The 15,116-nt window shown below is 69.9% G+C and carries 15 protein-coding genes; 8 read left to right on the top strand and 7 right to left on the bottom strand.

What is annotated here, in order from left to right; genetic code table 11:
- Nucleotides 1-6 precede the first annotated feature (6 nt).
- Both F8566_RS21475 and F8566_RS21470 read right to left on the bottom strand, forming a co-directional pair.
- Nucleotides 7-786, bottom strand: a complete 780-nt coding sequence (locus F8566_RS21475) for a TIGR03943 family putative permease subunit (protein ID WP_151562602.1) — start codon at nt 784-786, stop codon at nt 7-9.
- Complete coding sequence (locus F8566_RS21470; RefSeq protein WP_151562600.1) at nt 783-1,820, bottom strand: permease; 1,038 nt, start codon at nt 1,818-1,820, stop codon at nt 783-785. The genes F8566_RS21475 and F8566_RS21470 overlap by 4 nt, the downstream gene beginning before the upstream one ends.
- 511 nt (nt 1,821-2,331) lie before the next feature.
- Between F8566_RS21470 and F8566_RS21465 the strand changes: the two genes are divergently transcribed.
- Nucleotides 2,332-2,973 carry a hypothetical protein gene (locus tag F8566_RS21465; RefSeq protein ID WP_151562598.1) on the top strand — a complete coding sequence of 214 codons (642 nt, stop codon included), beginning with the start codon at nt 2,332-2,334 and terminating at the stop codon, nt 2,971-2,973.
- Between the two features lie 126 nt (nt 2,974-3,099).
- On the opposite strand, the gene F8566_RS21460 is transcribed toward F8566_RS21465, so the two are convergent.
- Nucleotides 3,100-4,128: a sigma-70 family RNA polymerase sigma factor gene (locus F8566_RS21460; protein ID WP_151562596.1), complete on the bottom strand. Its 1,029-nt coding sequence runs from the start codon at nt 4,126-4,128 to the stop codon at nt 3,100-3,102.
- Between the two features lie 313 nt (nt 4,129-4,441).
- On the opposite strand from F8566_RS21460, the gene F8566_RS21455 reads away from it, so the two are divergent.
- A complete protein-coding gene (locus F8566_RS21455; RefSeq protein ID WP_151562594.1) occupies nt 4,442-4,837 on the top strand; it encodes a hypothetical protein in 396 nt (131 codons plus the stop codon).
- 13 nt (nt 4,838-4,850) lie between these two features.
- Here the strand turns inward: F8566_RS21455 and qcrB are convergent, their stop codons facing one another.
- On the bottom strand, nt 4,851-6,281 hold the full coding sequence (gene qcrB, locus F8566_RS21450; RefSeq protein WP_151562592.1) for a cytochrome bc1 complex cytochrome b subunit: 1,431 nt from the start codon (nt 6,279-6,281) through the stop codon (nt 4,851-4,853).
- An 80-nt stretch (nt 6,282-6,361) separates the two neighbouring features.
- On the opposite strand from qcrB, the gene F8566_RS50020 reads away from it, so the two are divergent.
- Both F8566_RS50020 and F8566_RS21445 read left to right on the top strand, forming a co-directional pair.
- On the top strand, nt 6,362-6,511 hold the full coding sequence (locus F8566_RS50020; protein ID WP_192809790.1) for a hypothetical protein: 150 nt from the start codon (nt 6,362-6,364) through the stop codon (nt 6,509-6,511).
- A gap of 28 nt (nt 6,512-6,539) precedes the next feature.
- On the top strand, nt 6,540-7,259 hold the full coding sequence (locus F8566_RS21445) for a hypothetical protein (RefSeq protein WP_192809789.1): 720 nt from the start codon (nt 6,540-6,542) through the stop codon (nt 7,257-7,259).
- Nucleotides 7,260-7,262: 3 nt separating this feature from the next.
- On the opposite strand, the gene F8566_RS21440 is transcribed toward F8566_RS21445, so the two are convergent.
- Nucleotides 7,263-8,321 (bottom strand): phosphotransferase family protein, encoded by a 1,059-nt coding sequence (locus F8566_RS21440; protein WP_318836429.1) that lies wholly within the window; start codon nt 8,319-8,321, stop codon nt 7,263-7,265.
- Nucleotides 8,322-8,477: 156 nt separating this feature from the next.
- Between F8566_RS21440 and F8566_RS21435 the strand changes: the two genes are divergently transcribed.
- From F8566_RS21435 to F8566_RS21420, 4 genes are all read left to right on the top strand, one after another.
- Nucleotides 8,478-9,791: an acyl-CoA dehydrogenase family protein gene (locus F8566_RS21435; RefSeq protein WP_151562586.1), complete on the top strand. Its 1,314-nt coding sequence runs from the start codon at nt 8,478-8,480 to the stop codon at nt 9,789-9,791.
- Nucleotides 9,788-10,438, top strand: a complete 651-nt coding sequence (locus F8566_RS21430; protein ID WP_151562584.1) for a TetR family transcriptional regulator — start codon at nt 9,788-9,790, stop codon at nt 10,436-10,438. Before F8566_RS21435 ends, F8566_RS21430 begins: the two co-directional genes overlap by 4 nt.
- A gap of 225 nt (nt 10,439-10,663) precedes the next feature.
- Nucleotides 10,664-12,085 (top strand): hypothetical protein, encoded by a 1,422-nt coding sequence (locus F8566_RS21425; RefSeq protein ID WP_151562581.1) that lies wholly within the window; start codon nt 10,664-10,666, stop codon nt 12,083-12,085.
- Nucleotides 12,082-13,293 (top strand): ARPP-2 domain-containing protein, encoded by a 1,212-nt coding sequence (locus F8566_RS21420; protein WP_151562579.1) that lies wholly within the window; start codon nt 12,082-12,084, stop codon nt 13,291-13,293. Before F8566_RS21425 ends, F8566_RS21420 begins: the two co-directional genes overlap by 4 nt.
- Here the strand turns inward: F8566_RS21420 and F8566_RS21415 are convergent.
- The gene (locus tag F8566_RS21415) at nt 13,274-14,092 is read right to left on the bottom strand and encodes a PIG-L family deacetylase (RefSeq protein WP_151562577.1); all 819 of its coding nucleotides are present in this window, start codon (nt 14,090-14,092) and stop codon (nt 13,274-13,276) included. The genes F8566_RS21420 and F8566_RS21415 overlap by 20 nt on opposite strands.
- A gap of 106 nt (nt 14,093-14,198) precedes the next feature.
- Nucleotides 14,199-15,071, bottom strand: a complete 873-nt coding sequence (locus F8566_RS21410; protein WP_151562575.1) for a class II glutamine amidotransferase — start codon at nt 15,069-15,071, stop codon at nt 14,199-14,201.
- Nucleotides 15,072-15,116: the final 45 nt, after the last annotated feature.

Below are 15,116 nucleotides of genomic sequence, written 5' to 3'. Positions count from 1 at the left end.
ATCTCCCTACTCGTACGGGTTCTTCGGCTTCTTGATCGGCTGCAGGGAACGGCCGTCCAGCTCGTGCACCCCGCTCCGCGCCCCGCTGGCCGGGGGGTGCCATGTGCCGATCACCTGCACCCAGCTGTCGGTGGGGGGCTGCCGGAGGCCGTGGACGACCACCGGGAACGGGATCGCGTCGCCCGCGCAGCACGCCATCTTCAGCCGCGTGACCTGCCAGGTGGAACCCTTCCGGCCCGGCGTGACGAACCCGGTCAGTTTCACCGTGACGCCCGTGAGCGAGCTGTTCTGGCCCGTCTGCGCCTCGTACGAGCGGCCCATGAACTCGCCCATGGTCATCGCCACCGGGGTGCCGTTCCTCGGCAGCGCGTCGTACCCCTCGTCGGGCGGCGGCGGGGGCGTCGCCTGGCGGGCGGCGGCGCGGGACGCGGTGAACGAGCCGAGCGCCGGCGGCGCCACCACGAAGATCGCGAGGACGGGCAGGCAGAGCAGCCAGGCCACCCGGGGGCCCCGGCCACCGTGATCATGGCCGTGATCGTCGCCTGGGGCGTGGCAATGGTCACCGCCACCGCCACCGCCACTGCCGCCGCCGTCGGCGCCGGTGTCGTCCCGCCACTCGCGTCGCAGGCCCGTCAACCCGAGGGCGATCAGCGCCACGGCGGCGGGCACCAGCAGATAGCGGAAGCCCGGCTTCACGTAGTTGAGGTACTCGTCGGTCGCCAGAGTGATCCACATCACCGCGGCACCGATCATGATCAGCAGCAGGTTCTGGGCGGCCCGCGTCACAGCAGCACCTCTCCGGTGATGGCGCTGACCCCGACCGCGAGAACGAAGGTCAGCGGGATGAAACGGATCGCGAAACGGCGCCCGAAGAATCCCGTCTGGAGCGCGATCAGCTTGAGGTCCACCATAGGGCCGACGACCAGGAACGCCAGCCGCGCCGTGGGGGAGAACTGGGTCAGGCTCGCCGCCACGAACGCGTCAGCCTCCGAGCAGATGGACATCAGCACGGCCAGGACCGCCAGCACCAACACCGACAGCCACGGGATGCCGGCGACGCCGTTCACCCACTCGGCCGGCACGACCACGTTGATCGTGGCCGCGGCGATGCCGCCGACCACGAGGAAGCCGCCCGCGTGCATGATGTCGTGCCGCATCGCCTGCCGGAACGACTCCCACCGGCCGGCCCCGTCCACGTGCGGCCGGGAAGGGATCTTGATCCACTCGCCCTTGCCGAACAGCAGCCAGGCCCACCCGGCCAGCACCGCCACCACGAGGGAGGCGACGAAGCGCCCCACCACCATCTCGGGAGAGCCGGGGAACGCCACGGCGGTGGCCACGATCACGATGGGATTGATCGCCGGGGCCGCGAGAAGGAAGGTCAGGGCTGCCGCCGGAGCGACCCCGCGGGCCATCAGGCCGCCCGCCACCGGCACGGAGGCGCATTCGCAGCCCGGCAGCACCGCGCCCATCGCTCCCGCGACGGGCACCGCGGCGCCCGGACGGCGCGGCAGCACCCTGTTCCAGAAGGACGGGGGCACGAAGGCGGTGATCGCGGCGGACAGTGCCACGCCGAAGACCAGGAACGGCAGGGCCTGCACGCAGATCGCCACGAAGACCGTGGTCCAGGCGTCCAGGGACCGGCCGTCCAGGTCCGGGGCTATCCAGACACGGCCGAGCACCAGCAGCGCCGCGACGGCGGCGAAGGCCCAGACCGCACGTGTGCCCGCGGCGGTGGTACGTGGCCGGCCCCAGTCGGGCGGGGGGAGCAGATCGTCGTCGGCCGTGCGGAGGCCGGCGTGGTCGGTCATGGCGTACATCGTGCCAGATGTCCAGGGGCCTCCGTGACCTCCGCGTGATCGGCGTTTTCCGCCCTTCCGGTAAAGCCCATCACTAAAAGATCTACCTGGAGAAAGGTCAAACCGGAACAGATTTGGCACAAACCTGGTTTAGCCGTATATGCTCCAAGCCAGGTCAGGGTCAAAGCACCATTGACCTTGCCAATCGCATAGCCGTCGTGTCCCGCCCGCCAGGCGGGACCCCCCTCGCCGATCAGCGGCCGACCATGCAACGGTCGCGTGTGCCGGGCCATAGAGCCCCCGGTCGGCATTCTCCCGCCCTTTAGGAGTCCGCGTCACATAGTCGTGGCCGCAATGCGGCCTGGCTTCGACGTGCGCGGGCCATGGTCCCCTGCCCGGGATCACCCCTGCGCGGGTTTTCTCACGCGACGGCTTCTCCCGAACCACGTGTCCTCGGGGCCGTTTCTCCCTGTCCGTCCGGGCTTTGTTCCGGCGTGAAACGGCTGTCCTGTACGCCGAACAAAGGATTCCCATGCAGAAGCGAGCGACGAATGTCGCCCTGAGTGTGATCACCGGCAGCACCCTTGCCGGGATCTTGGTGGCCGGCGTGGCGCTGGCCGGCGACGACAACGCTCCCAAGCAGCAGAAGACCCCCACCGAGCTCTCCATGGTCGCCGACAACCAGGCAGGCCGGAAGGCCGCTGCGGCCAAGAAGGCCGCTGCTCAGAAGGCCAAGGCGGAGGAGGCCAAGAAGAAGGCCCTGGCCGCCAAGAAGAAGGAGTCGAAGGCCCTTTACACCGGCACGACGACCGCTTCCTACTTCTGGGACGACGGCTCCGGCGTGAACGGCGACACCGGCGCCCCCGCCGGTGGAAAGCCGATGCAGAAGGGCCTGTTCGCCAGCCCGAGCTGGCCTCTGCACACCAAGGTGAAGGTCTCCTACAACGGTCGCAGCGTCGTCGGCTTCGTCGGTGACCGCGGTCCGGGTGAGCCTTCTCACAGGGGTGTGATGCTGGACCTCGACACCTATACCTTCCGTTACCTCCTGGACGGAAAGAAGCCTGCGGACAAGTACAACGCCGGCACCGGTGAAGGCCACATCAAGGGCCTCAAGTACGAGGTTCTCCAGTGGGGTAATGGCGCCGGGACCAAGGGCGCGCCGCAGCCGTTCTAAACGATCTCGCGTCACGGCGGAGAAGCCCTCACGCCTTCATGCAAAGACGCCCCGGCGGTCGACGTGACCGCCGGGGCGTCTCTGTATGCACGCAAGGGCGGAGCGCTCAAAGATCAAATGAGGGGCTCACCGATAGGGCGGTAGCACCTCCGGCATCCCGAACGCGGCGAACTGCCCGGAGCCTATGAAATGGACCACATGGGCGATGCCCGCGTCCGTCACGGTCAGCACCTCGATGGCGTGGGCCCGCCGGAGCCCCTCCTCATCGGTCGCGTAGACGGCGAACGCGGGCTGCGCGTTCGCCATCGTCGGGACCAGCCGGAAGCCCGAGTACATGGCGAACCGCGTCGCGAGGAACCGCCCGACCACCTCCCTGCCCCTGAACCACGCGGCGAGCGGCGGCATCTCCCAGCGGGCGTCCTCGGTCAGCAGCCGCGTGAGCGCGGTCACGTCGGAGTTCTCGAAGGCCGCCACATAGCGGTCGAGCAGCTCGCGCCGGGAGGGATCGCCGGGTTCCACGAGGTCGTGATCGTCCTCGGCCGGCGCGGTCCGGGCGAGCATCGACCGGGCGCGCTGGAGCGCGCTGTTGACCGCGGCCTCCGTCGTGTCGAGCAGCGTCGCCACCTCGCTCGCACGCCACTCCAGCACGTCCCGGAGGATCAGGACCACCCGCTGGCGGGGCGGGAGCAGCTGGAGGGCCGCGACCAGCGCCAGCCGGGTGCTCTGGCGTGCCTCCACGATCGCCGCCGGATCGGCGGGCCGCTCCATGAACAGGGCGTCGGGAAGCGGCTCGACCCACGTGACCTCAGGCAGGCTCGCCCCGATCCCGCCCTCGGGATCGGGATTCGCCGCGCCGAGTCCCGAGGGGAGTGCCCGCCGGTCACCGCGTTCGAGCGCCTTGAGGCACGCCCGGGTGGCGATCCGGTACAGCCACGTGCGCACCGAGGACCGGCCTTCGAACCGGTCGAAGCCCCGCCAGGCGTTGATGTAGGTCTCCTGCACCAGGTCCTCGGCCTCGCTCGCCGAGCCCAGGATCCGGTAACAGTGCGCGAGCAGTTCGCGCCGGAACGGGGTCGTCAGTGTCACGAACGCCTCGCTGAGCGATTCGTTCCGAGCCCTGGGCGCCTCGTTCCGGGCCCCTGGTGACGTCGCCATCCGTTCCTCCCGCGATCTGGATCATGGGCGACGAATCGCCGTTACCCATACAGATCCGGGAGGGCCCTAAAACTCATCGCTGTCCGGGGCAGGGGCCGGAGGGACCCTAGGGGCCGGCAGGGGCCACGCGCTGAACGGCCCGGTGGGGCAGGGCGACGGCGCGATTCCTGGCTCATCTTCCCAGGTAGGGGCGTTACTGTCTGCCCTGTCCCGCCGGGACTCTTCCCATGCTGCCACCTGTGCGCGGACTTCAACAGACCCATTTTCGTCAGGTTGTCTTGACGTCAGGCTGTCCTGACGTAAGGCTGGTCGCATGGCTACCCCGGATGAGCTCGAGAAGACCATGACCCTGCGGGCTGCGGTATCGCGCTACGACGAGCTGCGGGCCCGCGACGCCTTCGCTGAGGGCGACGCGGATGTCACCGCCCTCACCCAGGCCGAGGCGCTCGAACTGCTTGCCCTCGGCGAGGTCATCGCCCGCAAGGCCCGGTACGGCCGCCAGCTCGCGGTGCGTTCGGCCCGGCGGGCGGGCGCCTCCTGGTCGCAGATCGGCGCGGCGGTCGGCACCAGCAAGCAGACGGCATGGGAGACGCACAACCGCTGGATCGACGAGCAGGCGCGGACGGACCTCGGCGACGGCCACATGGGCATGGGCGAGACCGAGGTCGCCGAGGAACGGTCGCTGGCCGGCTCGCCCGACGACGCCTGACGCCCGACGACGCTTAATGCCTGACGACGCCTCGTTCGAGCGCGGCCTTGGCCTCCTCAGGCACTGGCCGGGTGCGTTCTGCGTAGCGGCCGGACATCTCGCGGACGATGACGCCTGTCTCGATGCCGTGCTTCAGGAGCAGCATGTCGCGCCGCTGGAGGCCGAGACAGATCCGCCGGGTGACTTCGAACGCGATCACCGGCCCTGCCAGCACCGCGATGCGGAAGAACCACGTCGTCGCGAACAGCGAAAGATGGAAGGTCTCAGCGAGGACGTCGTTACCCGCGGCGGCCCACAGGATCCCGTAGAACACGATCCCCGCTACGCCGATGCCCGTACGGGTCGCGGCGTCGCGCGGCCGGTCGAGGATGTGGTGCACGGCCCGGTCGCCGGTGAAGCGCGCCTCCAGGAACGGGTACAGCGCGAGCCCCGTGAAGAAGACGGTGATCACCAGCAGCGGCACGAGCACGCCCATGGCGAGGGTGCGCCCGGCGAACGTGATGTCCCAGCCCGGCATGAGCCGCAGCGCGCCGTCGCCGAAGGCCAGGTACCAGTCGGGCTGCGACCCGGCGCTGATGGCGGTGGGGGAGTACGCCCCGTACTGCCAGATCGGGTTGACCTGGAAGAAGGTGGCCAGCAGCACGGTCACGCCGGTGACGAACAGGAAGAACGCGCCGGTCTTGGCCATGAAGACCGGGAAGAAGGGCTTGCCCTCCACGGCCTTCTCGGTGCTGCGCCCGCGCCGGAAGTCGGTGTGCTTCTGCACCCACGGCAGGATGATCGCGTGCACCGGCACCAGGGCCAGCATCAACCCCGGCACGAGAAGCACGTGCAGGATGTAGAAACGCGGGATCAGGTCCGTCCCGGGGAACTCGCCGCCCAGCAGGAAGAAGCTGATGTAGGTGCCGGCGAGCGGGATCGACTGGACCGCGCCGATGATGAGGCGGATGCCGGTGCCCGAGAGCAGGTCGTCGGGCAGCGAGTAGCCGGTGAACCCGTTCGCCATCGCCAGCGTGAAGAGCGTGAACCCCAGCAGCCAGTTGAGCTCGCGCGGCTTGCGGAACGCCCCGGTGAAGAAGACCCGCAGCAGGTGGGCGAGGATCGCCGCGACGAAGACGATCGCCGACCAGTGGTGGACCTGCCGCATGAGCAGCCCGCCGCGCACATCGAGGCTGAGGTGCAGCGTCGACTCGTACGCCTCGCTCATCTCCGTCCCGCGCAGCGGCGCGTACGAGCCGTCATAGACCACTTCGGCCATGCTCGGCTTGAAGAAGAACGTCAGGAACACACCTGAGAGCAGCAGCACGACGAACGAGTAGAGCGCGATCTCGCCGAGCATGAACGACCAGTGGTCGGGGAAGGCCTTGCGGATCGCGCGCCGGGCGAACGCGGCACCGCCGAGCCGTTGGTCGAGCGCCTCCGCGGCGCGTGCCGTCGCCGGCATCTTCCTCACCCCCGGGCGAGTCGACGTATACGACGGAACGTAGTACGACAATACGTAGTACTACAAGGGGTCGAGCGTTCTTGGGTCCAGGAGATCTGGAGACCATCGCGGATGCCCGTGCCGACGAACGGATGGAGCTCCTCCACGCCTGCCTGGACCACCGTTTCGGCACCGACCTCGCGCTCGGCGAATCGGGAATCCCGCCCACCGACCACGACATCGCCCTGTAGGGTTCGGCGGATGATCGAAGATCAACTTATGGTGACCCCCCGCCACGTCATCTGCGTCCTCGGCACCGGCCTCGACCTCGACGCCGTCGAGAGCATCGCTGAAGAGGCAGGTTTCGAGTTCGACCCCGAATACTCCGAAGCCGAGCCGGACCCGCGCATGCCCGGTGCGTTCCGCGCCTCCGCCGCGGAGGCGTCCTTCACCGACGCCGACTGGGAGGCCGTCGAGTCGCACGACACGGTCGCCTACATCCTGTCCCGCCCGATCCTGCCCGGGATGGGCCCCCTCGTCTCGGAGCTCCTGCTCGCGCTGACCGCGAAACTCCTCCGGTCCGGCGCCACCGCCGTCAAGAACGAGAGCAACGGCCTGGCCCACGGCCGGGACCGATGGCTCGAAATGGCGGACGACCTGGCCGCGGCCGACGACAATTCAGTCCCCCTCTACTTCGCCTGGGTGAAGAGGCCGATCGTCGACGGCTCACTCCACTTCAGCTGCGGCATGCATCTCCTCAGCCAGCCCGACATCGAAGTCGTGGACGCCGGACCCGAGGAGGCCAGGAAGCTGATCGACGCCCTCGCCCTGTACATGCTCACCGAGGAACGCGGTCAGCACCTGTCGGACGGTGAAGGTTTCCGCGTGAGCGAGGACGCTCCGCGGTGGGTCCTCAGCCAGCACCCGTGTGACCGTTACGAGGACGACGACTTCTTCTTCAACCCGCACGGATACTGGCGGCTCACCAGGGACCAGTAGCGATCAGCTCGCGATGAACGCCTGGGCCCTCCGGAAGAGCCCCAGGGTGATGCCGTGGAGCAGGTCGCCGGTCTCCTTGGAGGCCTTGCCTGCGAAGGCGCGGGCGTGGGTGCCCTCCAGGACGATGCCGAGCTTGAAGCACGCCAGCACGGCGTACCAGGTGATGGCCGACAGGTCGCGGCCCGCGATGGCGCCGGCGCGTTCGGCGTAGGCGGTGACCAGGTCGGCGGTGGCGGGCAGAGCGCCCCCGTCGCCCAGGGGCCCGGCGAGCGACGTGCTCGCGTCGCCGGGCTCCGGCCAGGTCGCCAGCAGCCAGCCGAGGTCGAGGAGCGGGTCGCCGATCGTGCACATCTCCCAGTCCACGATCGCCGCGACCTGCGGGCCGTCGAAGGAGTACATGAGGTTGGCCAGGTGGTAGTCGCCGTGCATGATGCCGGGACGCCACGTCACCGGCCGGTTGTCGTCGAGCCAGGTCGCGACCTTGTCCAGGCCGGGGATGTCGGGGCCCGGATAGCCGTCCAGTGAGTTGTACGACTCCAGTTCCGACATCCAGCGGCCGACCTGGCGTTCCAGGAAGCCCTCGGGCTTGCCGAAGCCGGTGAGCCCGGCGGCGGCGTGGTCGACCGCACCGAGGGCGGAGAGGGCACGGGCGGCGTTCAAGCCCATCTCGCGCTGCATCTGAGGATCGGACGCGTGCGGCTCGGGGAGCGACACGGTGGCGTTGAATCCCTCAACAGGCGTCATGAGGTAGAAGACCGCGCCGTTCATCACGGACTCGTCCGGGCATGCCGCGAGCACGCGGGGTGCCGGGACGTCGGTGCCGTCGAGGGCGGAGAGCACGCGGGCCTCACGCCGGAGGACGTCGTTGGTCCGTGAGCGCAGGTGCTGGGGGCCACGGCGCAGGACGTAGCCCTCGCCGCCCCTGCGGAAGCGGATCAGCACGTTCTGGGTGCCTCCGCTGAGCAGGGTGACGTCCTCGAAAGGGCCGGTGGGCAGGCCTTGCTCGTCCATCCAGCGGGCAAGGACGTCGAAGTCCACGAGCGCAGGGTCGATCTGCTCCACGGTCGGTCCCCCTCGAAGAACGTGGTTCTACCGGAGAGTAACAGCTGACTTGCGCTGGGCGAACGAGCGGGCGGCGGCGAAACACGTTTCATGCAGTTGCATTAAGAAGTCATGGGAATGGATTATCGAATCATCGGACATCCGAGGAGGCCCGCGATGGCATGGGATTTCGAGACCGACCCCGACTACCAGGCACTGCTCGACTGGGCCGACGCGTTCGTCCGCGACGAGGTCGAACCGCTGGATCTCGTCCTCGGTGATCCGTACGACAAGGCCGACCCGCGCCACAAGGGGATCGTCAAGCCGCTCCAGCAGCGCGTGAAGGATCGCGGGCTGTGGGCCTGCCACCTCGGCCCCGAGCTCGGCGGCAAGGGATTCGGCCAGGTCAAGCTGGCCCTGCTGAACGAGATCCTCGGCCGGTCCCGCTGGGCGCCCTCGGTGTTCGGGTGCCAGGCGCCCGACTCCGGCAACGCGGAGATCCTCGCTCAGTTCGGCACCCCCGAGCAGAAGGAGCATTATCTGCGCCCGCTGCTCGACGGCGACATCTCCTCGTCCTACTCGATGACCGAGCCGCACGGCGGTGCCGATCCGACCCTGTTCACCACGCGGGCGGTGCGCGACGGCGACGAGTGGGTGATCAACGGCGAGAAGTGGTTCTCCTCCAACGCGCGCCACGCGAGCTTCATCATCGTGATGGCGGTGACGGACACCGAGGTGAGCGCGTACGAGGGCATGTCGATGTTCATCGTGCCCGCCGGGACGCCCGGCCTGACCATCGTCCGCAACGTCGGCGTGGCCGGGGAGCGCGAGGGCTCGCACGGTTACCTCCGCTACGAGGACGTCCGGGTGCCCGCCGGCCACCTGCTCGGCACGGAGGGCGGCGCGTTCGTGATCGCCCAGACCCGCCTCGGCGGCGGGCGGATCCACCACGCGATGCGCACGATCGCGCAGGTGCGCAAGGCCTTCGACATGATGTGCGAACGGGCGGTGTCACGGGAGACACGATGGGGCCCGCTGGCCAAGCTCCAGATGACCCGGGAGAAGATCGCCGACAGCTGGATCGAGATGGAGCAGTTCCGGCTGCTGGTGCTGCGCACCGCCTGGCTCATCGACAAGCACCAGGACTACAGGAAGGTCCGCAAGGACATCGCCGCCGTCAAGGCCGCGATGCCCAAGGTCCTGCACGACGTCGTCCAGCGGGCCATGCACCTCCACGGCGCCCTCGGCGTCTCCAACGAGATGCCGTTCGCCAAGATGCTGCTCGGCGCCGAGGCGCTGGCGATCGCCGACGGCCCCACCGAGGTCCACAAGATCACCGTGGCGCGCCAGGTGCTGCGCGACTACGAGCCCGTCAAGGGCCTCTGGCCGACCGCCCACCTGCCCACGCGGCGCGAGGCGGCCCGCGAACGCCACGCCGAGGTCCTTGAGCACTACGCGGAGGCCCTCGAACACGCGCTGGGGAACGAGTGAACGACACCCGGGAACGCCTGCTCGACGCCGCGCTCCGCCTCTACGCCGAACGCGGCCTCGACGCGGTGAGCCTCCGCGAGATCAACCAGGCGGCCGGGGCCCGCAACGCCACCGCCGTGCAGTACCACTTCACCGGCCACGCCGGGATCATCAAGGCCATCTTCGCCCGGCACGTGCCCGAGGTGGACGCCCGCCGCCATGCCCTGCTCGACGCCTACGAGGCGGCAGGCGGCGGCGTCCGCGATTTGGCGGCGGCGCTCGTCCGGCCGCTGGCCGCACAACTGGCCGACCAGCCAGGACGTGACTTCCTGCAGCTCTGGGCAGAGGTCGTCAACCGGCCCGCCCCCGTCGTTCCGGCCGCCGTACTCGACGATCCCTCCGACAGCCTGTGCCGCTGGAGAGCGCTGGTGGAGCCGCTGATGGAGGCCGACGCCGCCCGGCTGCACCGGAGGTTCACCGCGATCCGGTCCGCGTCGATCGAGCTGGCCCGCCGCGCCCGCTCCGGGCCGCACACCGACGACCGGCTCTTCACCAGCTACCTGATCGACGTCGTGGCGGCGATCCTGGCCGCACCGGTGTCGGAGGAGACCCGGCGCCTCGCGAACGAACGCGACGCCGCCAGGTCACATCCGTCCAAGGCCCCCTGACCCCCACCGGCCCACGAGTCGGCCGCGAAAATGCGCTGGGCGGCGGTGATCTCCACTGCTACGGTGCGGAGTGCCGGCCGCGGGACTCCGGTGCGACTTCCGGAAACCGCCTGTACAGCGATCATTCGCAGCTCGTGCCCCCTTTCCCCGGCCGGCGCCCGACCCCCCGACTCCCCTACTCCCGACCCCCGACCCCCGACTCCGGACATCGGACTGCGGAAGGCCATGACCGAGACACTCGCGGACCTGATCGCCTGCGAGGACGTGCTGATGTTCGTGAACGCGGCGATCACGTCCACCGGCCAGCGGGAGTTCCGTCACCACGAAGGGGAGCAGCGGCTCTCCCTGAACTTCCTGCACGCGTACATGCTCCACAACTACCGGGACCTGTACGCCGCGAGCCTGGCGCTGGACATCAACGACCACAACGCCGCCATCATCGTGCGCAACCTTCTGGAGCACGCGGCGGCGGCCGGTGCCGACCAGCGCCGGTCCGAGGGCCGGATCATCGCCCGCCGCCTGGCGCTGCTGCCCCCGCAGCGCGTCTACGGGCTCTTCCGCGACCTGCGCCGCGCGGGCGTCAACAACCGGCGCACCCGCGCCATCATGCGGGACTGGCTCGCCGCCCGCCCCGACCCTGCGTTCGACGCCGTCAAGTACCGCGGTGCCGTGAAGGCCGCCGTACGGCACGCGCACCTCGATCTGGACGACGAGACCGGTGCCTTCCTGTTCGCGCCGCACACGAGCCGGGCGTTCCAGACCCCGATCTTCGAGGCCTGGCGGCGCGCGCACTACGAGCACGGCGCGCTGTACGACCTGCCCTACACGGTCGCCGAGGGGTTCGCGGCGAAGCACGGTATCCCGCGCGCGGTCTTCCTTGAACGCATCGAACCGCGGCTGACCCGGCGGGAACGCCTCGGCCTGCAAGAGAACGCGCGGCGCCGGGGAATCGAGGCCGTCGCCGCCGACCTGACGACGATGCCGCTCACGCGGCTCGCCACGTACGTGCTGGCGCTCCCGCTGGACGAGCGCGTGAAGCGCCGTGCCGAGCTGACCGCCGCGCTGCGCACGTCGGCGCGGCGCGTGGCCAGCGGCCTCGCGGGCACCTGGGGCAAGGTGGCGGCGGTGCTGGACGACAGCTTCTCCACCACCGGCTCCGCCCAGAAGAAGCGGCGGCCTCTCGCCGTCGCGCTCGCCGGGCACTTCCTGCTGGAGGCGCTCGCCGGAGAGTACGTTCCGCTGTGGACCTCGGGCCGTTCCGACCCGCTCCTGCTCTACCCGTACGGCCCGACGCCGCTCGGCGAGCGCATCCTGGACGGCCTCGACACCGGCCCCGACCGGCTGGTCATCGTGTCCGACGGCTGGGACAACGCCCCGCCGGGCCTGGCGGCGGAGGTCCTCCGGGTCTGGCGCACACGCCTCGATCCCGGCCGCCGCGTCGCGGTCACGCACCTCAACCCCGTCTACGACGCCGACGACTTCGACGTGCGCAGGATCGCGCCGACCGTGCCCACGGCCGGCATCCGCGACGCCGAGGACCTGCCCGCGCTGGTCGAGCTGGCGCGCTTCGCCGAGGGCAGGGTCGGCCTCGGCGAGCTGCGGGCGCACCTCGACGAACGAGTGGCACGTTTTGTGGAGCCCTCATGAGCTGGCTGGAACCCGTGCGCTGGATGGAACGGAGCGGCCTGCGTACCGGCCCCGCGCAGGCGTGGGGCTCGGTCCGGCTCGTCCCGCTGGTACGGGACGAACCGGTCCCGCACCTGCGCCTCGACCGCCGGGTGTACGCCGACGAGCCGTCCGTGGTCGACGTCGGTGACGGCACGCACTACATCTCCTACATTCCACACGCCTTCGTAGCCAGGTGGGATGACGGCGAGGCCCCCGCCGCCGCGTACGGCACCCAGATGCGGGACAAGGCCAAGCTGGAAAAGGCCAAGCTGGAAAAGGATGATCGAGGGATCGTTCCGTCCATGCCCATCCGGGTGCGGCGCCGGATGGCGCGCCGCGTCACCAAGGACCGGCTCCGCTTCCTGCCGCTGCACGTCGCGGTCGAGGGCTATCTCGCGCTGCACTTCGGCGGACCCGAGATCGCCTGGAGCGAATGGTCGAGACGGGCGCTCGCGAACGGCCTGTCGCCGCGCTCTGAGGAGGCCTACACCGGAGCCCAGGTGCGCGGCCTGGCGGACGCGCTGCGGATCTTCGAGATCCACCCCGGCCAGTGCGGCGTGCTGGTGTACGTCGCCGACGCGCTGGCGAGCGCCTTCGTCGTCCCGCATCCGGACGACTACCGGGCCCTGCACCCGACGCTGGTCGAGGATCTCTTCGGCGAGCTCGTGTACCAGTACGGGTTCCTGACGCTGCACGTACCCGACCTGGGCGGCCGCGTCGACGACACGGCGGTCCGATCTCTGGTGGAGCTGCGAGCGGAGGCGACCCGGCTGCAGCGCGACTGGGCGGATTTCCACGACGGCGTGATGGCGGGCAACCTCTTCCAGGAGAACGAGTCGCACGCGACCGTGCAACATCTCCACGGCTTCGAGCTGACCCGTTCGCTGCCCCCGTTCAACCTGCGCGGCGAGAACCACATCCGCGAGTCGATCATCGACGGGAACGGGCGGATCGCCTACCTGAAGAGCTTCCGGCTCTCCGAGGCCCAGGTCAGGCGCGGCTACCTGCTCACCCGGCTGGCCGCCCACGACTGGAGCCTTGAAGCCACCGCCGAGGCCCTCGGGGCCACCAAGGGCGATCTGGCGCTGCGGCTGGAACGGGCCGGGTTCGGCTATCTCCTGCGCCAGGACGTCCTCGACCACTACCGCGCCCAGGCGCGTCGCGCCGTCAGCGGCGGAGGCCGCTGAACAGGTCGTCCTCCTGCCCGTCCGGGACGGGGACATGGCTGAAGTGGCGGACGAACGACTCGGCGCCGTACACCACTTGCTGGACCTCGTCGGGGAGTCGCAGAAGGAAGATGTTCTCGCCCTGGCTGGCGTGGGCCTCCAGCGCCTTGCGCTTGCGGTCGACGTAGGGGGCGACGTCGACCACGCTCGTGATGAGCTCGTCCGGCGTGCCGAAGTCGTCGCCGGGGTCGAAGCCGGGGTCGATGTCCGACTCCTTGAGCTGGTCGAAGAGCAGCCTGACACCGGATCTCGGCACGGCGGTGAAGTAGAGCTTGCGCGGGATCCCGGTCGACTCGGACGCCGCGACGGCGATGTTGTGGGCCTGGATGTGGTCGGGATGGCCGTAGCCGCCGGTTTCGTCGTAGGTGACGACGACCTGGGGACGGTAGCGCTCCATGAGCTCGGCCAGCCGTGCCGCCGCCTGCTCGACCGGAACGTTGGCGAACGCGTCCGGATGCTGGTTGGTGGACCAGCCGTCCATGCCGGAGTCGCGGTAGCCGAGGAGCTCAAGATCGGTGATGCCCAGCAGGCGCACCGACTCGCGCAGCTCGGCGAGCCGCCGCCGCGCCACCTCGGCGGCGTCGTGGCCGGGATCCTCGGGCTTGAGGCCGCCCGAGTCGTCCCCCTGCTCGCCGTTGGTGCAGGTGACCAGGACGGTCCGGATGCCCTCGTCCGCACAGCGGGCGAGAAGGCCGCCCGTGGGGAGCACCTCATCGTCGGGGTGCGCGTGGACCGCCATCAGCGTCAGTTCGTGGGTCATGGGCTCGGTGACTCCTCAGGCGCCGCTCGTCCGGACCTGGTCCACTCTACGAGCCGGTGACGACATTCCCGGCGGGGCCTGCCGTGTCGCCGCTCACTCTCGCTGCTCACTTCTGGGAGGTTCGCTCGGCCAGCGAGAGGTCCTCGGCGCGGAGGGGATGCGCCGGGTCGTCGAACGGGAACCGCGACGTGGCGTTGAGGCCGTCCACGATCAGGAGCTCGCCCGGTTCGAGCAGCCGCCAGTCCGGATCGTCGCTCATCGGCTCGCTGGCGATCACGTAGGCCGGGGTCGTCGGACCGCGCGTGCCTGAGTCGCCGTTCGGCCCGGCCACGTCCAGACTGCCCGGCTCGTGCCCGGACGCCAGGTGCAGCTGGCCGAAACCGCCGAGCCCCGGGTGCAGCACCCACAGCTCGTTGGGGTCGGGGTAGCGCAGCGCCCAGAGGCGCCGCGGCTCGGCCAGCAAGATGTTGAGCGCGTAGACCGGCAGCTCGGCGGCGATGCGGCGGACCGCCGCGATGAGGCCCTCCGTGGTGTCGCCGTGGCGGCGGATCTCCGCCGTGATGTAGGCGAAGACGAGCTCCGAGTCGGTCTGGCCCTCCATCAGGGCCCGGTCGACGTCAGTCAGCCACGAGTCGAGCACGTCCAGCCCCTGGACCACCCCGTTATGGGCGAACAGCCGGTCCTTCATGTCGAACGGATGGGAGTTGTGCACGGTGATCGCGCCGGTCGAGGCGTACCGCACGTGCGAGACGAACGTGTGCGAGACGACGTTGCGGGCCGCGGAGGCGAAGTCGGAGTTCTCGAACGCGGCGATCGGCGCCCGGTCCCGTACCGGCTCGTCGCCCAGCGAGAACCAGCCCAGGCCGGTGCCGTCCGGCATCCGGCGGCTCTGCGCGTGCAGGCTCTGCGGCGAGTCCAGCAGCCAGAACGTCGCTCGCACGCGCGGCCCGCCGGTGGTCATCCCGAACAGTCGGCACATGGTCTTCACCATGCCGTACGTCCCCGGACCGCGTCAGCCCGGGGG

Source organism: Actinomadura rudentiformis (assembly GCF_008923185.1).
GTDB lineage: Bacteria > Actinomycetota > Actinomycetes > Streptosporangiales > Streptosporangiaceae > Spirillospora > Spirillospora rudentiformis.
Note: the sequence above shows the minus strand (reverse complement) of the source record. Positions and strands in the feature narration are given on the sequence as shown.